Here is a 22,192-nt window from a genome sequence, read left to right on the forward strand (position 1 = left end):
GGAGGCTGGTTGTGACGTCATCACAACCAGCCTCCCTTAAAAATCACTCGGTGATCAAATAGCAAAACGTCTGTCCAAAGCCCTTTAGAAACGATAGAAACAGGTTTTAACCTTCAGGGATTCGGCAAGTATTTCGCCCAGGTTTTTTGCTTATTTTAGAACTCGACGTGCAGAAACGTAATTTTGCTTAGCAAAAGTAGAATTTAAATTATCCTTAACGACACTACCTTTAGTTGTAAGGCTTAAATATTCGTTGTTTCCAATATAAATTCCTGTTTGCGATATTTTTGATGCAGCATTATTTGTAGAGAAGAACAAAAGATCTCCCTTTTGAAGATTAGCTTTTGACACAGCGGTTCCTGCTTGTGCTTGTCTGCTAGCTAGCTTATCTTTTACATCTATTCCTTGTTTTTTAAACACATAATACGTAAATCCAGCACTTGTAAAAGTTAAGTTGCTTTCATTATAGGAATAGCCAAATTTAACTTTACTCATTAGACTAGTTGCGAAATTCACAACTTTATCAGCAGACTGAGTAGTAGATGTTGTTGGAGCTGAAACCGTCTCTTTAGGAGCTGGAGCGGCTACACTAGTCGTTGTGCCTCCTGAGATCACCCGTTTTGCAGTAATATAGTGCTGAGCATAATAATCTACAAATAGAACTCTTGTTAAAACACCACTTGAATTCGGAACGATGATACGGTGATCCCCAGCATAAATTCCTACCATTGTTGGTGTACTAGAACCTGTAACCCCATTAAAGAAAACTAAATCACCTTTCTTTAAGTTGGATTTAGAAACAGTCGTACCTTTTTTCATTAACTCTTTTAAATTCGTCGTACCTAAAGTTACACCATTTGATTTATATACATGGTCAACAAATCCAGTCGCAGTAAAACGTAACGAGGAAGCGTTATTAGTAGTACCCATTGTTACTTTGTCCTTTAAGCTATACGCTTTACTTACAATATTATCACCTTTTGTTGCAGGGTTAGAAGGAAGTAGTGTAGGTAGGACTCTACGCGCAGTAATATAACTATCTGTATAATAAGGCTTGCTATCTAAATCTGTAATAACTATCTTTTGAGTAGGATCAGCCATTTGAATTATTTTATTGTCGCCTATGTACATACCTACGTGATTAGGGACATTTCCACCTCTGCTATCAAAGAACAGAAGATCACCTTTTTGTAATTGGCTTTTAGCAACATACGTACCTTGCTTCATCATATAATCTTCGTTATAAGTGGCAAGATCGACTCCATTTTTCTCGAATATGTACATCAGAAAAGTAGCACAGGAGAATTTATATGGATAAGTAGGCTTATAATCTGTGTTACTGTAAGTAGCTTTACCTATTAAACTTTTTGCAGTTTTTATTAATTGGTCAGCCTTTGCTTCCACAGCAACCTGGTTGTTTTGTGGATTTATTGTAGCAGCTGAAGCTTGTATGTTTTGCATTTCAACAGGGGCAATACTACCAAGTGTGCTTAAACTGATAATCGCTGTTAAAGTAGTTGCAACGAATTGTTTTTTCATCGTGTACCTCCTAGTTTTTTTGAGCAACTTGATTTTAGCATGCAAAAGTAAGGGAACTTTGTGGGAAAATATTCCGAACCCGTTCTTTATAGCTACAATCCCTTATACTAAAGGAGTTTTGAGTGAAGTTTACAGTTTCATTACAAATATTTCAAAAGTGTAGCGAAATAAGTGTTTTTATCTAAAAAAGAAGCTCTCACAAGGAGAGCTCCGGTCCATTAATATCCTGGTTTTTTAAGAATTTTAAAGATATTATTCTTATAATCTTCCACACCTGGTTGATCAAATGGGTTAATATCTAGTAAATATGCGCTGTATGCACATGAAATCATATAGAAGTACAACAAAAATCCGATATGCTCTTCGTCGATTTGCTCAATGGACAAGGAAACTTGTGGTACGCCGCCGTCTAAATGAGCGCTAGCGGTTGCTTCATGGCAGGCGTGATTGAATTCATGAAGTGTTAACCCACTCAAATAATTAAGCTCATCGCCATCGTTTTCTGCTTCAAACACAGTTAAATCCTCATTTGCTTTTTCTACAGTTAAAAATGTTTCGAATAACATGCGTTTTCCGTCTTGAATGTATTGACCTAATGAATGCAAATCGGTCGAATAGACAACAGATGCTGGGAAAATCCCTTTACCTTCTTTGCCTTCGCTTTCACCAAATAATTGCTTCCACCATTCTTGGATATAGCGTAGTTTTTCATCAAAAGTAGCCATAATTTCAACTGGGTATCCAGCATCATACAAATGCTTGCGAATAATAGCATACTGAATAGCACCATTGGTTGTTGTATCAAATATGTTGTATTCCTGTTCTGCATTTTTAGCCCCAGCCATTAATTTTTCGATATCATATCCTGCGGCCGCGATAGGAAGGAGACCAACAGCAGTAAACACCGAATATCTTCCACCTATATCGTTTGGTACGACATAGCGCTTGTATCCTTTTTCTATCGCAAGTGATAGAAGTGCACCTTTTTCTTCATCCGTTGTTACGATTATACGAGATGTCGCCTGATCCCCATATCGTTTTTCCATATATTGCTGCAAAAACCGAAATGCCAAAGCAGGCTCAGTTGTTTTACCGGACTTGGAAATAACATTTAATGAAACTTCTTTTCCATCTAAATAAGAAATTAGTTGCTTTAAATATTCTCCGCTAACCATATGACCTGCAAAAATAACTTCCAAACCATCCTTTTTATCAAATGGTGTCGATAATGCTTCAATCACTGCTTTAGATCCTAAGTATGATCCACCTATTCCTATAACGACCAGCACATCCGAATTAGAGCGTACTTGTTCGGCAGTTTTTTGAATATCATGCAGAAACTCAGTGCTCATCTTACTTGGCCAATCCACCCAACCTAAAAACTCAGCACCTGTTGCTGATTTTGTATGTATTCCCTGATGGATTTCCTTTAATTTACTCGTTACTTCTGTTGTTACTAGCTTTGCAAAATCCCCTGAAAAATTCACTTCAATATTCATAAGCATCCCCTTTATAAACTATGTGATTAAGACTAATTTTACCATTATATATATAGAAAAACGAGGAGATGATATAAGAAGATATAGAATAAATAAAACCCCTAAACAAAGTAGTTTTTGTCTAGGGATAGTTCCGAATATATTAAGAAAATTAGCGCTCACCACGGTCGCTTAATGGGTATTGATTTAATCTGTTTTCCACGTCTCCAACACGAATCGATTCACTCGTTTCGCCGAAATCGGTTCCTTCATAGGAGGAGTCCGACTGATTTTTCGCATATTCATCGTAAACTGTACCATAATTCTTATCTACATAAAGGAGAATTCCGCCGTTTTTGACTACGCTATAGTAGCGCTCAGACTCCTCGTCCGTAAATCCCATTTGACTAAAAGCGGCACGAACAGGCTCATCTCCTGTTAAAAAGGCCTTGAATTTATCTAACCAGTTACCTTCAACCGATTCCAACTCTACATTAGTTTGGCCACGAACAATCGAAAGTGATTCCTGATGATTAGTGACTACATAAATATCGTCCTCTACATAGCCTTCTAACTTTAATTCATTAATCTTATCGAGCACCTCTTGCTCTGTTTGGAAAGATCCTACAAATTTTTTTTCTGCCATGATTGATTGCCTCCTATTTTATAAAATTTAACCTTGGTTTATTATTACCCTTTTAAAATTGTATGAAACGACATGTGATAAACTAAAAGGTAACGAACCCTAGGTGACCAATAGATACTCTATATATAGGTTGGAAAGGATATGCAATGAACTTTTTAATGAATGAATCAAAAATAAAAAAATTATGTGGTGGTACAGCTTTTAAAAAAGGCAAATCTTATTATCAAGCTGGAAAAGTACAGGTGCAATCCTTTCAACCCGAAGAATCGCTCATCAAAGCTACAGTGCATGCAGTTGATGATGTGGAAGTCATGGTGGCAGCAGATTTGAATGGAAAGGTCGGTGCCACTTGTACATGTCCGCCCATAGGTTTTGTCCAAACGTATTGTCAACATATTGCAGCGGTATTATTTGTAGTAGAGGAAAAGGAAACAGAGGAACGGCTAGCAAAGAGAATGCTCGATCTATTTGGAAATAGTTCTATGCAACCAACTGCAAAGCAATTGCATTTTGACAAAAGACTGCCACTTCAAGTGGAATTTATATGTCTTCCCGTATCTCTAGAGAAAGGTGAGTATGGATTTGGAGTACAGATGAATGTGGGTCCAAATACATTACATCATATTTCTAACGTGAAGGAGTTTCTACTTCATCTCGAGAAAAAAGAGCCGTTTGAGTTTGTAACGGGGCAGTATTATGCGCAGGAAATTTACAGCTTTTCTAAAGCGACGGATGAAGTTCTTCAGCTTTTGTTAAAGGGACAGCATGAGCAAGCCGTACAAGCGGATACTCTAGTTATATCTGCATCTGATTGGGAGCAGATACTTCCTCTATTAACGAAAGTGCCGTTAGTAAAATTCATGTTCGAAGAAAAAATATATGAAGGTATACAATTTGGAAAAGACCTGCCTCTTCGTTTTACTTTTGATGAAGCGAATACAACAAATTATCAGCTGAACGTGAAAGGACTCGATCGAATTATTGTGTTCAAAGGCTATGGATATGCATTTTCAGATGGTATTTTGTACAAACTTCCTCCGGCTGAATGTATCAGACTAGCAGAGTTAAAGGAAATGCTCGATCACTCTGGAAAGCATGAATTAATCATATCAGAGAGTCAAATCGATCATTTTATGGAGAAAACGATACCTGGACTTATGAAACTTGGTTATGTACATATAGCGGATTCTATTTCAAAAAGAATGGGAGAAACGCCGCTTCGCATTAAGCTGTTTCTAGACCGTGTCAAGCACCGAATACTAGCAGGTCTCGAATTCCATTACGGACATCTAGTTCTCAATCCTAGTGAGGAGATGGAGCTGGAAGTAATGCATTATCCAGGTATTAGACGCCAGCTCGATAAGGAGAAACAGATAATCGATGTACTAATAGAGAACGGATTTACTCAAACTCCAGGTGGTTTCTACTTATTCGATGAAGAGGCTGAGTATCATTTTTTATATCATGTACTACCTGACTTGGGGAAGTCGGTGCAAATCTATGCATCAACAGCTGTTAAAATGCGTATACAAAGAGGATATATTGGTCCAAGGATACGAGTGGAAGTCAAAGAGCGAACAGATTGGCTAGAGTTTAAGTTTGATTTAAAAGAAATTCCTGAAAAAGAAATCCAAAGACTAATGGCTTCCATGGAAGAAAAGCGAAGGTTTTATCGTATTCCAGGAGGCAGCTTAGTTTCACTTGAGACTCCTGAATACCAAGCGTTATCTAGCTTTATCATAGACATGGGAATCACAACTGATACTCTTGAAGAGGAAATCCATGTTCCGTTGATAAAAGGAATGCAATTAATCGACTCTTTGGAGCAAAGCGACCTGATGGAACCAGGTGAAAAGTTTGCTAAGCTTATGAAAAACTTGCACGATCCCGAAATATTTGAGTTAGATACTCCAATTCCTTTAGAAGTGGTACTAAGAGATTATCAAAAAGTAGGGTTTCGATGGTTCCAACTTCTAGCGAAATATAAATTTGGTGGCATTCTAGCAGATGATATGGGACTTGGTAAAACGCTTCAAAGTATTGCTTTCATAGAATCTGTACTTTCAGATCTTCGTGCACGCAGTTTACCAGTGTTAATCGTATGTCCTGCATCGCTTCTATATAATTGGAAAAATGAGCTAAAGAAATTCACGCCACATATTCAAGTGCAGGTAATAGATGGAGATAAAACAAACAGAAGTAATTTATGGAAAAAGACTATCCAAACTGATGTAATAGTTACTTCATATCCAACACTGCGAATGGATAAAGATCTATATGGAAACCGCCTTTTTCATACATTGTTCTTAGACGAAGCACAGGCTTTTAAAAACCCATTAACGAAAACAGCAAAAGCGGTGAAGACGATCCAGGCAGAAAATCGATTTGCCTTAACAGGAACCCCAATCGAGAACGCTTTAGATGAACTCTGGTCCATATTCCATGTTGTGTTTCCAGAACTATTGCCTGGCAGAAGAGCCTTTAGTGAATTGAGCCGTGAAAATATTGCAAAAAGAGTACGTCCTTTTATATTGCGCCGGATGAAACAAGATGTACTAAAGGAATTGCCTGCGAAGACGGAAACGATGCTGTATTCCGAATTACAAATGGAACAAAAAACATTGTATGCGGCTTATTTAGCTGAGCTCAAACAGGATGCTTTGAAACATTTGAAAAAGGGCAGTCTCCAAAGAAACCGTATAAGAATATTAGCCGGATTAACTAGACTTCGCCAGCTATGCTGTCATCCAGCTCTTTTCGTAGAAGGATATAAGGGAAGCTCAGCTAAATTTGAACAGTTGATGGAGTTGTTAGAGGAATGCCGTATTTCAGGTAGACGGGTGCTTATTTTTTCTCAGTTTACACAGATGCTAAGTATTATTAGAGGGCAACTTATACGAGTGGGAACCCCTTATTTCTACTTAGATGGCCAAACTCCATCTGAGGAGCGAGTAGAATTATGTGATCGTTTTAATAACGGAGAAGGTAATCTATTTCTTATTTCGTTGAAAGCAGGGGGGACTGGGTTAAATCTGACTGGAGCAGATACAGTTATTCTTTACGACTTGTGGTGGAATCCGGCGGTGGAGCAGCAAGCTGCAGACCGTGCTCATCGAATGGGACAGGAAAACGAAGTACACGTCATTCGTTTAATTGCCAAGGGTACAATTGAAGAAAAAATTACTCAACTGCAACACAAAAAGAAAAACCTTATTGATGAAGTCATTCATTCTGGGCAGGACACTTTGTCTACTATGACAGAGGAGGATATAAAAGAAATATTAATGATTGAATAGGTATGGTAGATCATAGAAGAAAGGTCCAAGTTAAGCGTTCAACGTTTAGTTTGGATTTTTTATTTATTAAATTTTGATTTAAGTAAACTACTTTTTTCTAAACAATAATAGTATTAAGCTTTTCCCCTGCTAATTTGACTTTAAATAAGCCATTCTAAGTTAATCATCTTTAATTCTCAATACCAGAAAGTCTTAGTCAGTTTAAAAGCCTTGAAAGCCTCTTTAATGGCTTAAAATAAGAAATAGGTAATTAAAACAATATTAATATCCTTTTATAAAGTTATAGTTATTAGAATTTTTAATAGGACTGTTGGAGAATAAGCAATTATAAAACTTATATAATTTTTTTATTTTCACAATAAAATTCAGTGTATTCAAAAACGTATACAAGTATACAAAAAGAAAACATAATGTGTACAATTTAGTGTACGTGTATACAAATATGTGTACATATTGATTTATAGGCATGTGTACAAGAGTGTAAACAAGTATACGAAATTATATTATTTGTGTACGAAGTTAGAGGGAATGTGTACAATTTGAATACAACTTTTGGTGGATTGACCGAGCTTTGCCAGTAAGATAATCTTTAAAGGGTAAAACATATAGTTGAAGGGATGATTTGATGAACACTTCAAGAATTTGCGCAATCGATGTAGGAAATGACTCAGTCAAAGCTTTATTTGGCAAGTTAGATTATGAACTAAATATTCCAAATGTCATAGCAGTATCAACAGAGGATAGACCGGTAATAGGTATAGAGGAACTGAATGATAAGGATCCAATTGAAGGAATTCATATTAAAGTGCACTCCCCTGCCCTAAACGAAAATAATGTAATTTACCGTGTTGGAAGCTTAGCAACAAAAAGTGATAATGCAACTGAATTAGACCCTGGCAGCAACAAATCAGAGGAAGATCAAACATTAGTTATGTTATTTGCTACTTTAGCTTTAGATGCAGTTAGAGGAGAAAACGCAGAAGCTTTTAAAAAGAACAATAATGTAATTGATGCAAACTATACACTAGGAACTGGTCTGCCACTTCGAGAAGTAAAAGAAGGAAAAGATGTAGGCTATCGCTCGCAGCTATTAGGATCAGTTCACCAAGTAGAGTTTTTAGTAACGCCTAAATACCAAGGGTTAAAAGTGAATATTAAGTTTGATGAAGTTAAAATATATCCTGAAGGATTTGCAGCATATATTAACTTAGTAATGGATAACGATTTAAACATTATTAATAGAGATTTAGTAGACAAAAGTATCCTTATACAAGATATTGGTGGCTTATCAACTGATGTTGCGGTCATTAAGAATCGTAATGTAGATGACGATAAAGCACAGGGATTCAATTTAGGTGTTTCTGAAGCACTAGAATCCATTAGAGAAGAAATTAGATTAAAACATGGTGTGGAATTAGATAGTCGGAGAGATGTTGTAGATATCATCACCAGAAAAAATGACAGAAATCATATTATGGTCAATGGTAGCCGTACAAGCGTTCACGATATTACAGATCGAATTCTTTTAGACTTAGCGAAAAAAGAATATCGCCATTTGCGTAATGTTTGGCAAAAAAATTCGCAAACAGAAATCTGCTATTTTGTAGGTGGCGGTGCGATTGTATTAAAAGAATATATTAAAACACTAAACAATAACCTAAATGGCTATAATATCGAATTCTTTGAAGATGAGAAGGAAAGTATTTGGATGATGGCAAATGCTTACTACAAATTAATCTCTGATTTTGTTAGAAAGAATAAGAAGGATATAAAAAGCAATGAAGCAACGAAACAAAAAGTAGAAAAATAGGGTGATTTTATGGAAAAATCGAGGAACTCTGGTATCCAAAGGGGTCAAGCAATTACTTTTCGTCTGCCTTCTGACACTCCTGATCACATTTTAAAGCAAATGCAAAAGTTAAAAGAGACTGAGAGAAGAAACTTTTCTAGCAAAATAGCGGAGTTTGTTTTGGAGGGGGTAAGTACTTCCTTATCTAAGGATAGAGAAACTATCACTATTCCTATGCCGAAACAGTTAAGCAAAGAACAGCGTAACTGGCTCAAACACGCACACTCCGAGGCTATGTTAGGAAATATTGTATACCATTTGTTGTCAGATCCAGTTCGTGCAATGTCTATTCTTGCCTCTCTTAACAGTAATGCCTTAGATATTGACCAAGCCCTATATTTACAACCTGAGCCGACGGAAAAAGTAGAACATGAGTTTACTTCTAATATTAATTTTTCGACTGAACCAAAGGGCATTCAATCAGAACTTCCAACAGATGAACTTGAAGATGATTTGATGAACTTTGACTGGGAACAAGCAAAACAAGAGCATGTTGCAACGGAAGAAGATTCCGAACAGCATGTCGAAACTGAAAGCTTAGATGATTTACTTGGAGATTTTCTTTCAAGAATGAATAAATAGGAATAGAATAATGTGTAGTAATAATTCTAATCAAATAAAGAAATCAAAATCCCCTGGAACCAGTGACAATTCATTCCAGGGGATTTTGTATTTTATCATAAAAAATAATCGACATATCCACAGATTATGTTGATTATTCAACGTTTCACTATCTTTTGCTGATAGCATTTAGTCATCTTTTCTTTTATATTGAATATTGTTAAACAACACAATGTTTATTAATTGGAGGGGAAATGATGAAGAACATTTTGGGTAAAGCAAATTATTGAAAAGCCATCTTAATCAGATGAAACAAATACGGAAGTTATAGAATAGGATATAATTCTACCAGACCACAGCTCTATTAAAAGCAGTGGTTTGTTTTTGATTATTCAGTAGAGGGAAGTATCCCAAAAGCTCCTATGGGGCCTTTAAAAAAATATCCCAAATCAACAGTGTGTTCAGAAATGAATTGTATAAAAATGCTAGTTATGATGATATTATTGCAGAAAACAACTAAATTCCTTAAAGATAGAAGGAGTGAGAAGATGACGATGATTTCATTACAACATGTCACAAAGGATTATGGAAATGGACGGGGGATTTTTGATATTTCATTTAATGTTGAAAAAGGCACTGTATATGGCTTTTTGGGGCCAAATGGGGCGGGTAAAACGACTGCCATTCGTCATATTATGGGATTTTCAAAACTGCAACAAGGTATCATAACAGTAAATCATCTAGATAGTTGGAAAAATGCTAGTACTATCCAAGAAAACCTCGGCTATTTACCTGGAGAAGTAGCATTACCTGAACATTTAACAGGTGAACAATTCATTCGAATGATGATGGATTTAAGAAAAGTAAAAGATGATACACATTGTAAAAAACTAATAGATTTCTTTGAACTCAATGCTTCGGGGAAGGTAAAACGTATGTCACTTGGGATGAAAAGAAAATTAGCGATTGTGACGGCATTCATGCATGATCCAGATGTTCTCGTACTTGATGAACCGACAAGTGGTTTGGACCCAATTATGCAGCAACGCTTTATCGATTTCGTGAGAGAAGAAAAAAAGCGTGGCAAAACGATTTTACTTTCAAGTCATATTTTTACTGAAGTAGATGCTACTTGTGATGAAATTTCGATTATTAAAGATGGACATTTGATGTCTTCATTCAACAAACAAGAACTATTAAAAATGACAGAAAAGGTCTTTCATGTGACAGCTAAAAACGCGAAGGATTATACGCAGCTTGTGGAGAGGATTGAATCGATTGCAGAGTGCCATCTGATCAATAAAAATGAACGCGAATTTGAACTTCAAATTGGTTGTTATCCAAGTAATTTATTACAGCTCATCAAACTATTAGCTGCCATCCCTATCTTAAGCTTCACCGAAGTACCTTTTAGTTTAGAGAAACATTTCATGAAATTTTACGATCGGCGTGTAGGAGGGGAGTTGCCTTGACAATGATTGAATTACACGATGTAACAAAAGATTATGGAGACAATAGAGGTATTTTCAATATCAACCTTTCTATTGAATCAGGTGAAGCATTAGGATTTGTCGGCACAAATGGAGCGGGTAAAACAACGACGATTCGTCATTTAATGGGGTTTTTAAAACCAACTACTGGAACAGTGAAAATAAATACCCTTGATGCGTGGCAAGATGCTGCAGAGATTAAGAAGTGGATTGGGTATGTACCGGGTGAAATTGCCTTTCCTGATGTATCAAATGGTTGGGATTTCATTCATCAACAAGCAGAACTGTTACAAATAACGGATTTAAACTACGCAAACGAATTGATTAACAGGCTCCAGCTCGATCCATCAGCAAATATTAAACGTATGTCAAAGGGAATGAAACAAAAAACCGCCATTGTTGTAGCACTAATGGCCAATTCACCTATTCTAATTTTGGATGAGCCTACAACGGGACTTGACCCTTTAATGCGGGCGGAATTTATACGAATTATCAAAGAAGAAAAAGCTAAAGGTAAAACGATTTTTATGTCTAGCCATATGTTCGAAGAAATCGAAGAAACTTGTGATAAAGTGGCGATGATTAAGGAGGGTAAGATAGTTACGATCACTCCTGTCTCACAGATTACTTTAAATATAAATCAACAATTTATCATCGAGTTTAGCAATGAGCAGGAACGTACTCGTTTTATACAAGAAGAGTTAGATTTGGTGGCTATTAGTAATTCAACTGTTTCTGTAAATATTGAAAAAAATTCATTAAATCATTTTTTAGCTATTTTATCAACGTATCAATTCGATAACATAACAGAACAAAAACATACGCTTCAAGAGCATTTTTATCACCTATATACAGGAGGGAAATACCATGATTAATAGCACGATTTTTAAACAAACCTTACGCGCAAATGCAAAGCTTTGGCTAATTTTCACTATTGTTTTAACTTTATTGCAAGTAGTCATGGTCGCTGTATTTGATGATAGTACATTAACGGAGGTTAGTCATTTAGTAGAGGGTACAGCACTAGCAGGATTACTTGGACAAACGACGTTACTAAGTATGCTTGCGTCAACATTTTATTCGATTCATGGTGTCATTTTTCCAATTATTTATATCATTATGACATCGAATAGTTTAATTGCCTCACAAGTTGATCGCGGCTCCATGGCATACTTATTGTCAACACCAACGAAACGATCAACAATTATTGTTACACAGGCTTCTTACTTAATTGTAGCCTTAGTTGTGATGTTTTGTATTGAAACAACTGCTGGTTTTATTACATTACAAGTGTTCCATTCTGACATGGATATTGTAGTTGCTGATTTAATAATGCTGAATGTTGGTTTATTTTTATTAATGTTTGCTATTAGCGGTATTTCGTTCTTTTTCTCAAGCTATTGTAACTTATCGAAAAACTCCCTTGCTTTTGGCGCTGGTATTCCCATTGCCTTTTTCTTATTTCAGTTACTAAGTTCAGTTGACGATAGTCTTAATGTACTTAGCTACTTCACAATTAACGCATTATTTGATACAACTGCTATTCTAGAAGGAGAAAACTATTGGTGGAAGCTGATCATTCTTTTAGGACTTGGCATTGTCCTATATATAGCGAGTCTAGAAGTATTCAAACGAAAAGACCTTCCGCTTTAATCTTCACAAATCAAAAACGAGCATTCGAATTAAAATTCGTGAGCTCGTTCTTTGCTATTTGTTACTAAAAAATTGAAAACACTATAAATCTCAGTATACAAAACCCCAACCATTAAATAGTTGGGGTTATTGATCTATTGGAATTTAATAATTATAATCTATCACGTTTATTCAAAGGGTCATTGTCCAATCGATTTTCTTCGAGTGGATCATTATCTAGTGCCTTGTTCTCATTGTAGTTTGCTACATCATCCGTACGATGGATATCTGCTTCTTCACGACGAACAGTCTCGTTTACAAGTTCCGTGTCTGTCACTTTTCTCTTGCCTACGACGATTTCTTCACTGACTACTGGTCGTTTTGTCACTTCTACTCGTTCTTCCATGACAGGAATATGAATTTTTTCTCCATCGTCTACTATGTTCCCTGCGGCAGTCTCATCAACTGCACGTCTTTCAATATACACTTCCTCGTGCTCTACTGGGACTTCAACCCTCTCTTGTGTTTCAACAATGTGTTTCTCGACGTTCACTTCACCAGCTAGTTTCTGTTCTTTGTCGATAGACAATCGTTCCTCATGAAGTCGCATACGTTCTTCTTGCGTATGGTCATCATTCAAGGTATCTGTTGTAGAGAAATTGGTACTTGTTAGTGTTGTTCCTAAATCTCTATCCTTCCCGTCGTAAATAGTTCCGTAATCTTTATCTACATAAAGGAGGATACTGCCACTTTTTACTTCACCGTAGTATCGATCTGCTTCTTCATCTGTAAATCCCATATTCAGAAATGCCGCTCGAACTGGCTCATCACCACTCATGAAAGCTATGAACTTGTCTAGCCAATTTCCATCCACTGTAGATAAGTCGACGTCTGTATGACCGCGAACAATCGAAAGTGAATCTTTATCGTTAGTCACTACATATATATCATTTTCTACATAACCTTCTAGTTTCAACTCATTAATCTTGTTCAGTACTTCCTGCTCTGTTCTAAAAGATCCAACATATTTTTTGTCTGCCATTAATAATCTCCTCCTAAAATATCAAGTATTAATATCGTTCATGTTTTAATAGATACCCGCTCGTTTTTTAAACTAAACAAAAGCAACTTCAATCTAGCTATGACTATCTATAAATTTCTAAACTAAAAAAAACTTGTTTTTCCTTTTAGAATGCGGGTTTGAAGGATTTATTCTAGTTATTCATAAAATGAATCAATGCCAATAATTGGATGTGTTAATGACGTTAGTATTAAAAAACATCTTAGCTTATTTAGCTTCTGACACAGGGGTAAGATTTTAAGTATAATGATAAGTAATTAAGAAATCGGGAGATGATTCTTATATCATTAGATATGGAAACGCAAATAATAGATGACATTATGCAACGAATAGTTTCAAGGTCAATTGAACATGGGAAGAAACTTCCTTCTGAAAATGAGCTCGCAAAAAAGTATAAAGTCCCTCGAATGACAGTTAGAAATGCACTTACGAAATTAGAAGAACGAGGATACATATATTCTAAGCAAGGAAAAGGCAGATACTTAAAAGAAAAGTCAATGCAAATTCAATTACACCTAACCGGAAAAACAAGTTTCACGGATAAGATGAAGCAAGCAGGGTATAAGTTAAAAACAGAGAATATTGTTTGTGAAAAAATCGCTTATAATGAACAAATTTATAATAGTTTAAATATCGAAGAAGAGGAAGACGTATATAAAGTGGGGAGAATCCGCTATATAAATGAAGAACCAATAGCAATTCATTATTCCTTTGTTAGTAAAAAGATGTTTCCGCAAATTATAGAAGATGGACCAAAGATCGAGTCCATGTTTGCTTACTATCGAGAATTGGGCTATAAAAAGTTTTCGAGTAAACAAAGCTTGCTAAGTATTACATTTCCGACCTCAGATGAACAACAATTGCTATCATGTAAAAGCATGGTTCCACTCATTGTGGTTGAAAATGATTGCATAGATGTCGCTTCCAATAAAGTACTAGAACATACAAAAATACTCTATCGAAGTGATAAGTTTAAATATGATATATCAATGGATTAAATGAAAACAGGTAAAGGACGATATTGTCCTCTATCTGTTTTTTTTTTTCAAAGAAAGTATATAAAAATGCACGTGAACAATGGGTTCATGGCACTTTGAAGAATGAATAATACTACTGATTTCCGCTTCAGGTGGACGCTTTTCGCGGGCGTTGCCTCAGCCTCGGGCCAACAGGATGTTGGTCATGAAGGCGTTGCCACACGATGTGGCGCACTTAGCCTTCATACCTATAGTTGATATAGTGATAAACCGTCTGTCGAATCAAGGATACTATTCTGTAATGAAGGATGAAGAAAGTAGATTTTCTTTTATCTAGGGGACATAAAGAAAAATAGTAAGTAGTTACTAAATAAAGTAGCGAATAGCGACCGAAATTGTATCTTCGGGGTCTTCCTCTATGAATAGGAAAGTAACTTTTCTCTAGTTATCCAAAAACGTACTTACCTGTTTCTGAGAGTTGTAGGAGGGCGACGGATAGACAAACGACATAAGATTACCGAAAAAAGGGATGCTGGTTGGTTGTGACGGTCGTCACAACCGACCAGCATCCCAAAAAATTCACACGGAAATAATATAGCAAAAAGTCTGTTCAAAGCCCTTCGAAAACGAAGAAACAGGTTTTGACCTTAAAGGACCGGGCATGTCTTTTCCCGTTTTTTTATTTAGTAGATTAGTTTTTACAATAAACTGCTTCAGCTCGTCGTTTATTAAGAACATTTACAAACATTTACGATACCTTAAAACACATGCACTTGGCGACAAGTTAAGATGAATTTGCAAAGGAGGATTCTTACATATGAAAAGAAGAAGAAGAACCAAAATTCTCATTCAAGGTGATATCCATTTGGCGCGAAAGTTTGCAGAATCCATTGTGGATACTTATGAATGTAGAGAAATTATGGCTCCTCAATACGGATTGACGATGATTAAAATGCGAGAAACAGCAAAAAAATCTCTATTTTATATAGGAGAAGTCCTTATAACAGAAGCAAAAGTAGAGATTAATAATCGTATTGGTATAGGAATTGTTGTCGGCATGAAAGATGAGCTTGCGCAACATTTAGCGATTATCGATGCTGCATATAAAGCAGAATTACCTGAAACCAACACATGGGAAACCTATTTAATAGAAGCAGAAAACCAAATTACAAAAGAACGAGCGAAAAAGCAAGCAGAGCTTTTTGAGACAAAAGTTAATTTTGAAACGATGGAAATTTAACTTTATTCTGCGGAGCTGAACAAAGTGAAGCGGAAGCAAATGCGCAGAGGCATATTTGAAATAACAAATAGGAGAGATAGTATGGCGATTGATCAAGTTCATGATTTGCAGGCAGTTTACAGAAAAATATTACACTGTATGTCTAGACCCGGCACCATTTCGTCACTGACTGATATAGCAGAGCGCGTAGATATGAATCTACCTTGTTACGACGCAACTATTTTAAGTGCTATGACTTTTTTTGATGCAGAAACTACATTTCATATTCTTTCAGAGGATCAACAGGAACTAATTGAAAAAATTTCAGAATATACTTCTGCAAAATATGCACCAATTGACGTAGCAGACTTTGTCATTGTACTGCGTGAAGATACAAAGACCGCTATAAAAATTGCTATTCAAAGTTGTAAAAATGGCACGCTCATTGATCCTCAGCTGTCATCAACATGGATTATTGAAAGTGCTCCATTATCTAATGAAGGTGAATTGACTTTAACAGGACCTGGAATTAAGCACACTTCCCAGTTGCATACAAGCTTTGATCAATTGATGTGGCAGGCAAGAAATGAAAAAACGAAGGAATATCCACTAGGTATTGATTTGATCTTCACTGACGAGAACGCACAAGTAGTCTGTGTTCCTCGAACAACTTCTATTAGCCTCATGGAGGTGAGCTAATGGGATACGTTCCGGTAAAAGGTGGCACGCAGGCAATTGATGCATCTATTCAACGAATAAAGTATGAACGTTTAAAGGGTCAAGAAATAATTGAAATAAAAACAATTATGTCGACTATGCGCGGGATGGTTGATCAGGTTATGTCGGAAAGTAGCTTGTATTCGCCATACTTAGCAGCACTTGCGATCAAGCAAGCGGAAGGAAGTATGGAAGAAGCAGTATTTCTTATGAGAGCTCATCGTTCTACTTTGCCGCGTCCCTATTACAGTCAAACAGTTGAATCTGAAAAGATGCTTGTAGAACGTCGTATTTCGGCAAGTTTTAAGGATATCCCAGGTGGACAATTATTAGGAGCAACGTATGATTACACACATCGATTACTTGATTTTGAATTAATAAAAGAAAATCTAGAAAATAACCTAGATTGGCTACAAAATTATCACGATCAATTAAAACAAATTGAAGCTTTCGATGAAGTAAAGTATTTTCCTAAAGTAGTAGATTACTTGCGGGAAGAAGGAATTTTTGAAACATATGAGGCAGATAACACCTCTCCAATTGATGTTACAAAGAAAAGTCTACAATTTCCAACAACTCGTAGCGAAAGACTTCAAGTTCTAACGAGAGGACAAACGGGCGCAGTTACTTCTTTAGGCTATGCTTCACTTAGAGGATACGGGCAAGTTCATCCGACTGTGGGAGAAGTGCGAGTAGGGTCTGTTCCCATTTATGTGCAGCACCCAAATGAGATGGATCAAAGTGATGAGGACGAATTTTATATTGGTGAAATCAAAGTAACCGAAGTAGAATCCTTTGTTCCGACAACTGTGAAAAATGAAAATAACGAATATGAACTGGAACTTGAAATTGGCTATGGCATTTGCTATGGGCAAAATGAAACGAAGGCCATTGCTATGAGCATTTTAGACCAATGTCTGGAGCACCCAGAATCTGATTTTCCAACACATGATGAAGAGTTTGTGCTATTGCATATAGATTCTGTAGAATCGACAGGGTTTATATCCCATTTAAAATTACCACATTATGTGACGTTCCAGTCAAAATTGGATAGTATCCGTCAAGTGAAGAAAGGGGTGCCTACAGTTGAAAGCTAATACACATTTTGCATTTTTCGATGAGGGATCTAAAAAAGAAATTCGCCGTGCAATCATGAAAGCTGTAGCAATTCCAGGATATCAAGTGCCATTTGCATCCAGAGAAATGCCTATTGCACGTGGGTGGGGTACAGGTGGATTGCAAATCACCCTCTCCATCATTGGCAAGTCAGATGTGCTGAAGGTAATTGACCAAGGTGCAGATGAATCTGTAAATGCAGTAAGTATAAAAAAATTAGTTCATGAAACGACGAATGTTGAGCTAACAGAGCAAACCTCAGAAGCAACTATTATTCAATCGAGGCACCGTATACCAGAGGTTCCCTTAACAAATGAGCAGATTATCGTGTTACAAGTGCCGATGCCAGAACCACTTCGCGGAGTAGAAGAAAGAGAATATATGACGAAAAGAATGCATTCAGAAGATGATTATAGCGGTGTATGGCTAATGTTATTTGAGCAAATTATGAAATACGGCAAGACGGCAACATTTGCGGATCATCCGGTTTACGTAAATGGACGATATGTGATGGCACCAAGCCCAATTCCTAGATTTGATAACAATAAAATGCATCAATCGGAGTCTTTAATATTACTCGGGGCAGGGCGAGAAAAGAAAATATATGCAGTACCACCTTATACGAATGTGGAGTCTCTAGCTTTTGAGGACTATCCATTCACTGTGGAGTCCTTTGAGGGTCTCAAGTGTCACTTATGTGGTTCAACAGATATCTTTTTGGATGAATTAATAGATCAACAAACAGGAAAAACCATTCACCAATGCAACGACACAAGTTTCTGTATGGATCAGTTGAATAAGAACGAGAAAGCTGAGGTGCAAACTAGCTATGCATGAGGAGCCAATACTGCAAGTAAGGAACTTACGAAAGCAATTTGGAACAGGATGTAAAGAATGCTCGGAACTTAATGATGGAAATCTGGAGAAAAACTTTTGTAAGAGTTGTGGGACAGTTTATGCATGCCAGGATATTTCGTTCGATTTGTATCCAGGAGAAATTTTAGGAATCGTTGGGGAAAGTGGAAGCGGCAAATCTACTATGATGCAATGCTTATACTTCGATACAGATGTCTCTTCGGGGGAAGCATATATTAACGATCCTATATTAGCGGGGCAAAATGTTTTTGAATTATCCTCCCAACAAAAGCGCTCTATCCGAAATCATGTATATGGAATGGTTTATCAAAACCCGGTCCACGGTTTAAAAATGAACTTCTCTTCTGTAGGTAATATCGCCGAGAAGTTAATTGCGGCAGGGAATCGCAATGTTGCTGATATGGAAGCTACCAGTAAAAAACTGTTGAATAGTGTGCATATACCTTTACATCGCATGAAAGAAGAACCGAAAAACTTTTCCGGTGGGATGCAGCAGAGGGTTCAAATTGCAAAGGCATTATCGAATAATCCTCCTATCCTTTTTTTAGATGAAGTAACTACCGGATTGGATCTATCTGTACAAGCAAACGTATTGGATTTAATAAAAAAAATCCAACGAGATTTAGGAATTAGTATGATTGTTGTTTCGCATGATTTAGGAGTAATACGTATGCTTGCAGATCGTACCATCGTGCTATTGAACGGAAAAGTAATTGAAGAAGGTTTAACCGATCAAGTTTTAGAAGACCCACAGCATGAGTACACGCAGCAATTAGTTTACTCACTATTATAGAGGAGCGGTGACTTTGTACATTATTCATAATGGGAAAATCATAACAGAAGAAGCAATAATGGAGGGTTATGCGGTTGTAGTTGAAGGTGAAATAATTCAAGCAATTATTCCACAAGAAGCGGTGTCCACATATACAGATGCACAGCTTATCAATGCAAGAGGAGGATACATATCTCCTGGATTTATAGATATCCATTCGGATTATATTGAGACAATAGCGTCGCCAAGACCCACTAGTATGATGGATTTTAATATTAGTTTACGTGAAGCAGAGAAAATATTGATCAGCCACGGAATTACGACGATGTTTCATTCTCTTTCATTTTACCGAGAGGATATCTTCACCCATAAACCGATGCGAAATCCTAATAACATTCAGCGTATGGTAGATGCAATTGACGCAACGCACAGTGAATTGCATTTGATCCGTCACCGCATGCATGCACGTTTTGAAATAGACAATGTAGATGAAATAGACACACTTGTAAAAAATATGGAAGATGGCAAAGTTCATTTGTTGTCATTTATGGACCATACACCAGGGCAAGGTCAGTATCGAAACCTAGAAGTCTATCGTGAAACATTAAAAGGTTACCGGGACATTTCAGATGATGATGTCAATGTGTTAATTGCAGAACGACAAAGTACAGAGTTTTTAACAATCGAAAAAATAAAGGAAGTAGCAGATATCGCTATTTCAAAAGGTATTGCAGTCGCATCACATGACGATGACGAAATTCAAAAACTAGAGTTAGTAAAATCCTTTGGTACAACAATTAGTGAATTTCCTATTACTCTTGAAGTAGCAAAAAAAGCAAAGGAAATCGGGCTATATACAATTGCGGGTGCTCCGAATGTGCTGCTTGGCGGATCCCACTCAGGGAATCTTTCGGCAGCTGAAGCCATTGCAAACGACTGTGTAGATATTCTTTGTAGTGATTATTATCCAGCAGCATTACTACACGCTATCTTTGATTTGCATGAGAAGCACGGGAATGATTTACACAAAATGTTCATGATGGTCTCGTTAAATCCTGCTAAAGCAGTAAAAATGGACGATGAGATAGGCTCGATAAAAGCTGGGAAGAAAGCAGACATTTTAGTAATTGAACGAATGGAAGATGGGTATCCGATGCTAACTACAACGATGGTAAACGGAGCATTAATAACGACGACGCATTACCGGATTAAATAGTAAATCAGGGAGGTAATGAAATGACAATGCTAGAAATCAAGGATTTTGGCAAACGATTCACGATTCATCACCTGGGGAAAACAATGCCAGCAATTGAACATATCAATTTCTCTTTAGATGCAGGAGAATTCATTGGTATTGTTGGGAAAAGTGGCAGTGGTAAATCGACGATATTGAAGAGTATTTACCGCTCCTATTTACCGGATACCGGCAATATTTTTTATAACTCAGCACGTTTTGGACAAATTGATTTGGCAACAATACCGGAAAGACAAATGCTATATTTACGCCAATATGAGATTGGCTATGTATCCCAATTTTTGAACGTTATGCCTCGGACAACCTGCCGCCAGCTCGTCATTAATGCATTATTGGAAATGGGAGAAACTGAAGAAGAAGCTCTTATGGAGGCAGAAAAGGCATTAACACATTTCGAGATGGATCCAAAACTATGGGATAGCTATCCTAATACATTTTCCGGTGGAGAAAAGTTGCGTTTAAACATCGCGATGGCCACTGTGAAAAATCCGCGATTACTATTGCTAGATGAACCAACTGCAAGTCTAGACCAACAATCTAAAGTAAAAGTCCGTGAAATAATTGAAAAGCTGAAAAATAGAGGCACAACCCTGGTTGGCATATTTCATGATATTGAATTCATGGAAGGGCTTTGTGACAAGGTTTACGATATGCAATCAAGACAGCTAACCGTTGTAAAAGAGACGATTGCCAATGAAAGCTGATTTACATGTCCATAGCCGCTACTCAGACGGTTCAGAGCATGCGGAAACTGTGATGCAACTAGCTAGCCAGCGAGGTGTCACACATATTAGTTTTGTTGACCACGATACTGTGAAGGGACTTCCTGAAGTTCTTGAACTTGGTGAAAAATACGGAATTGTAGTCATACCTGGTATCGAAATCTCCGCCTTTGACTTTAAAAGAAACCGTAAAGTACATGTGCTTGGATATAACTATCATCCTAAAGCAATCCATATCCAAACTATTTGTAATCCATTGTTAAAACGAAGGCAGGAACATACGCTTTGGCAAATAGACCAAATAAGAGCTGCGGGATATGAACTAGATATAGCGACGATAAAGGAATCTGCCAAGCCGTCAGAGACAATTTACAAACAACATATTATGCATTATTTAACGGATGCTGCCTACACATCTCCAATATATAAAGAGCTATATAAAAGCTTATTTAAAGGTAATGGGGTTGCCGCAGGCGATATTCAATATATTGATGTATTTGAGGCAGTACAAGCCATTGTCGCAGATGGGGGTATTGCGGTTGTCGCACATCCTGGTCAGCTGGATACCTATGAATTGATATCTGAGCTAGTGGAGGTTGGCTTAGGTGGAATTGAAAGAAACCATCCAGATCACACAGCTGAGGATTATCAAAGGGTAGAAGTTTTGGCTGAAAAACATGGATTGGTGATGACAGGTGGCACGGATTTTCACGGGTCATATGGAGCTACTATTGAAATTGGAGATATTGTAAGTCCTTTATTTGAAGGGATCAGTTAATTTATCTCGTTTTGACAGACTGTAATCACCAACAAATAATAACAGAGCCATTTATATAGTTGTAAAGAAGGTTAATAGTCTACGAAGATACTGTAAATTTACACAATTGGAAAATAATTTATGTTTCAATATAAAAGTACAATCAGGTTTGTAAGTACATGCACTACCATTTTATTTAGCGAAAAGGA

19 protein-coding genes are annotated in these 22,192 nt (G+C 36.8%); 15 read left to right on the forward strand and 4 right to left on the reverse strand.

The genetic code is table 11. The features are described from left to right. Nucleotides 1–150: 150 nt before the first annotated feature. The 3 genes from ACIQX2_RS05525 to ACIQX2_RS05535 all read right to left on the reverse strand — a co-directional run bounded on the left by ACIQX2_RS05525 (nt 151) and on the right by ACIQX2_RS05535 (nt 3,663). A complete protein-coding gene (locus ACIQX2_RS05525; protein ID WP_402847654.1) occupies nt 151–1,539 on the reverse strand; it encodes a C40 family peptidase in 1,389 nt (462 codons plus the stop codon). A 218-nt stretch (nt 1,540–1,757) separates the two neighbouring features. Beyond that, nucleotides 1,758–3,044, reverse strand: a complete 1,287-nt coding sequence (locus ACIQX2_RS05530) for a glucose-6-phosphate isomerase (RefSeq protein ID WP_402847655.1) — start codon at nt 3,042–3,044, stop codon at nt 1,758–1,760. Between the two features lie 145 nt (nt 3,045–3,189). Further along, a complete protein-coding gene (locus tag ACIQX2_RS05535; protein WP_402847656.1) occupies nt 3,190–3,663 on the reverse strand; it encodes a YflT domain-containing protein in 474 nt (157 codons plus the stop codon). A 146-nt stretch (nt 3,664–3,809) separates the two neighbouring features. On the opposite strand from ACIQX2_RS05535, the gene ACIQX2_RS05540 reads away from it, so the two are divergent. The 6 genes from ACIQX2_RS05540 (at nt 3,810) to ACIQX2_RS05565 (ending at nt 12,512) form a co-directional block, all read left to right on the forward strand. Then, nucleotides 3,810–6,959, forward strand: coding sequence for an SNF2 helicase associated domain-containing protein (locus ACIQX2_RS05540; protein ID WP_402847657.1), 3,150 nt, complete (start codon nt 3,810–3,812; stop codon nt 6,957–6,959). A 625-nt stretch (nt 6,960–7,584) separates the two neighbouring features. Beyond that, complete coding sequence (locus ACIQX2_RS05545) at nt 7,585–8,769, forward strand: Alp7A family actin-like protein (RefSeq protein ID WP_402847658.1); 1,185 nt, start codon at nt 7,585–7,587, stop codon at nt 8,767–8,769. A gap of 9 nt (nt 8,770–8,778) precedes the next feature. Beyond that, the gene (locus ACIQX2_RS05550; protein ID WP_402847659.1) at nt 8,779–9,390 is read left to right on the forward strand and encodes a hypothetical protein; all 612 of its coding nucleotides are present in this window, start codon (nt 8,779–8,781) and stop codon (nt 9,388–9,390) included. Nucleotides 9,391–9,917: 527 nt separating this feature from the next. Further along, nucleotides 9,918–10,841 (forward strand): ABC transporter ATP-binding protein, encoded by a 924-nt coding sequence (locus ACIQX2_RS05555; RefSeq protein ID WP_402847660.1) that lies wholly within the window; start codon nt 9,918–9,920, stop codon nt 10,839–10,841. A gap of 2 nt (nt 10,842–10,843) precedes the next feature. After that, nucleotides 10,844–11,734, forward strand: a complete 891-nt coding sequence (locus tag ACIQX2_RS05560) for an ABC transporter ATP-binding protein (protein ID WP_402849089.1) — start codon at nt 10,844–10,846, stop codon at nt 11,732–11,734. Then, on the forward strand, nt 11,727–12,512 hold the full coding sequence (locus tag ACIQX2_RS05565) for an ABC transporter permease subunit (protein WP_402847661.1): 786 nt from the start codon (nt 11,727–11,729) through the stop codon (nt 12,510–12,512). The genes ACIQX2_RS05560 and ACIQX2_RS05565 overlap by 8 nt, the downstream gene beginning before the upstream one ends. A gap of 151 nt (nt 12,513–12,663) precedes the next feature. On the opposite strand, the gene ACIQX2_RS05570 is transcribed toward ACIQX2_RS05565, so the two are convergent. Beyond that, nucleotides 12,664–13,533: a YsnF/AvaK domain-containing protein gene (locus ACIQX2_RS05570; RefSeq protein ID WP_402847662.1), complete on the reverse strand. Its 870-nt coding sequence runs from the start codon at nt 13,531–13,533 to the stop codon at nt 12,664–12,666. 311 nt (nt 13,534–13,844) lie between these two features. On the opposite strand from ACIQX2_RS05570, the gene ACIQX2_RS05575 reads away from it, so the two are divergent. From ACIQX2_RS05575 to ACIQX2_RS05615, 9 genes are all read left to right on the forward strand, one after another. Next, nucleotides 13,845–14,570 carry a GntR family transcriptional regulator gene (locus ACIQX2_RS05575; protein ID WP_402847663.1) on the forward strand — a complete coding sequence of 242 codons (726 nt, stop codon included), beginning with the start codon at nt 13,845–13,847 and terminating at the stop codon, nt 14,568–14,570. 796 nt (nt 14,571–15,366) lie between these two features. Then, nucleotides 15,367–15,789, forward strand: a complete 423-nt coding sequence (gene phnG, locus ACIQX2_RS05580; RefSeq protein ID WP_402847664.1) for a phosphonate C-P lyase system protein PhnG — start codon at nt 15,367–15,369, stop codon at nt 15,787–15,789. Between the two features lie 81 nt (nt 15,790–15,870). Beyond that, nucleotides 15,871–16,467 (forward strand): phosphonate C-P lyase system protein PhnH, encoded by a 597-nt coding sequence (gene phnH, locus ACIQX2_RS05585; protein ID WP_402847665.1) that lies wholly within the window; start codon nt 15,871–15,873, stop codon nt 16,465–16,467. Then, the gene (locus ACIQX2_RS05590) at nt 16,467–17,582 is read left to right on the forward strand and encodes a carbon-phosphorus lyase complex subunit PhnI (protein WP_402847666.1); all 1,116 of its coding nucleotides are present in this window, start codon (nt 16,467–16,469) and stop codon (nt 17,580–17,582) included. The genes phnH and ACIQX2_RS05590 overlap by 1 nt, the downstream gene beginning before the upstream one ends. After that, the gene (locus tag ACIQX2_RS05595; protein ID WP_402847667.1) at nt 17,572–18,438 is read left to right on the forward strand and encodes an alpha-D-ribose 1-methylphosphonate 5-phosphate C-P-lyase PhnJ; all 867 of its coding nucleotides are present in this window, start codon (nt 17,572–17,574) and stop codon (nt 18,436–18,438) included. Before ACIQX2_RS05590 ends, ACIQX2_RS05595 begins: the two co-directional genes overlap by 11 nt. Then, nucleotides 18,431–19,270: an ATP-binding cassette domain-containing protein gene (locus ACIQX2_RS05600; protein ID WP_402847668.1), complete on the forward strand. Its 840-nt coding sequence runs from the start codon at nt 18,431–18,433 to the stop codon at nt 19,268–19,270. The genes ACIQX2_RS05595 and ACIQX2_RS05600 overlap by 8 nt, the downstream gene beginning before the upstream one ends. Before the next feature lie 13 nt (nt 19,271–19,283). Then, on the forward strand, nt 19,284–20,465 hold the full coding sequence (gene phnM, locus ACIQX2_RS05605) for a phosphonate metabolism protein PhnM (protein WP_402847669.1): 1,182 nt from the start codon (nt 19,284–19,286) through the stop codon (nt 20,463–20,465). Nucleotides 20,466–20,485: 20 nt separating this feature from the next. After that, nucleotides 20,486–21,208: a phosphonate C-P lyase system protein PhnL gene (phnL, locus tag ACIQX2_RS05610; protein WP_402847670.1), complete on the forward strand. Its 723-nt coding sequence runs from the start codon at nt 20,486–20,488 to the stop codon at nt 21,206–21,208. Continuing rightward, nucleotides 21,198–22,004 (forward strand): PHP domain-containing protein, encoded by an 807-nt coding sequence (locus tag ACIQX2_RS05615; protein WP_402847671.1) that lies wholly within the window; start codon nt 21,198–21,200, stop codon nt 22,002–22,004. The genes phnL and ACIQX2_RS05615 overlap by 11 nt, the downstream gene beginning before the upstream one ends. The last annotated feature ends 188 nt before the right edge of the window (nt 22,005–22,192 follow it).

The sequence above is a fragment of the Psychrobacillus sp. NPDC096623 genome, assembly GCF_044762655.1.
Taxonomy (GTDB): domain Bacteria; phylum Bacillota; class Bacilli; order Bacillales_A; family Planococcaceae; genus Psychrobacillus.

Coding starts and splice junctions, on each gene's coding strand:
- ACIQX2_RS05525 (WP_402847654.1), bottom strand. CDS start 1,539: ATGAAAAAACAATTCGTTGCAACTACTTTAACAGCGATTATCAGTTTA.
- ACIQX2_RS05530 (WP_402847655.1), bottom strand. CDS start 3,044: ATGCTTATGAATATTGAAGTGAATTTTTCAGGGGATTTTGCAAAGCTA.
- ACIQX2_RS05535 (WP_402847656.1), bottom strand. CDS start 3,663: ATGGCAGAAAAAAAATTTGTAGGATCTTTCCAAACAGAGCAAGAGGTG.
- ACIQX2_RS05540 (WP_402847657.1), top strand. CDS start 3,810: ATGAACTTTTTAATGAATGAATCAAAAATAAAAAAATTATGTGGTGGT.
- ACIQX2_RS05545 (WP_402847658.1), top strand. CDS start 7,585: ATGAACACTTCAAGAATTTGCGCAATCGATGTAGGAAATGACTCAGTC.
- ACIQX2_RS05550 (WP_402847659.1), top strand. CDS start 8,779: ATGGAAAAATCGAGGAACTCTGGTATCCAAAGGGGTCAAGCAATTACT.
- ACIQX2_RS05555 (WP_402847660.1), top strand. CDS start 9,918: ATGACGATGATTTCATTACAACATGTCACAAAGGATTATGGAAATGGA.
- ACIQX2_RS05560 (WP_402849089.1), top strand. CDS start 10,844: ATGATTGAATTACACGATGTAACAAAAGATTATGGAGACAATAGAGGT.
- ACIQX2_RS05565 (WP_402847661.1), top strand. CDS start 11,727: ATGATTAATAGCACGATTTTTAAACAAACCTTACGCGCAAATGCAAAG.
- ACIQX2_RS05570 (WP_402847662.1), bottom strand. CDS start 13,533: ATGGCAGACAAAAAATATGTTGGATCTTTTAGAACAGAGCAGGAAGTA.
- ACIQX2_RS05575 (WP_402847663.1), top strand. CDS start 13,845: ATGATTCTTATATCATTAGATATGGAAACGCAAATAATAGATGACATT.
- phnG (WP_402847664.1), top strand. CDS start 15,367: ATGAAAAGAAGAAGAAGAACCAAAATTCTCATTCAAGGTGATATCCAT.
- phnH (WP_402847665.1), top strand. CDS start 15,871: ATGGCGATTGATCAAGTTCATGATTTGCAGGCAGTTTACAGAAAAATA.
- ACIQX2_RS05590 (WP_402847666.1), top strand. CDS start 16,467: ATGGGATACGTTCCGGTAAAAGGTGGCACGCAGGCAATTGATGCATCT.
- ACIQX2_RS05600 (WP_402847668.1), top strand. CDS start 18,431: ATGCATGAGGAGCCAATACTGCAAGTAAGGAACTTACGAAAGCAATTT.
- phnL (WP_402847670.1), top strand. CDS start 20,486: ATGACAATGCTAGAAATCAAGGATTTTGGCAAACGATTCACGATTCAT.
- ACIQX2_RS05615 (WP_402847671.1), top strand. CDS start 21,198: ATGAAAGCTGATTTACATGTCCATAGCCGCTACTCAGACGGTTCAGAG.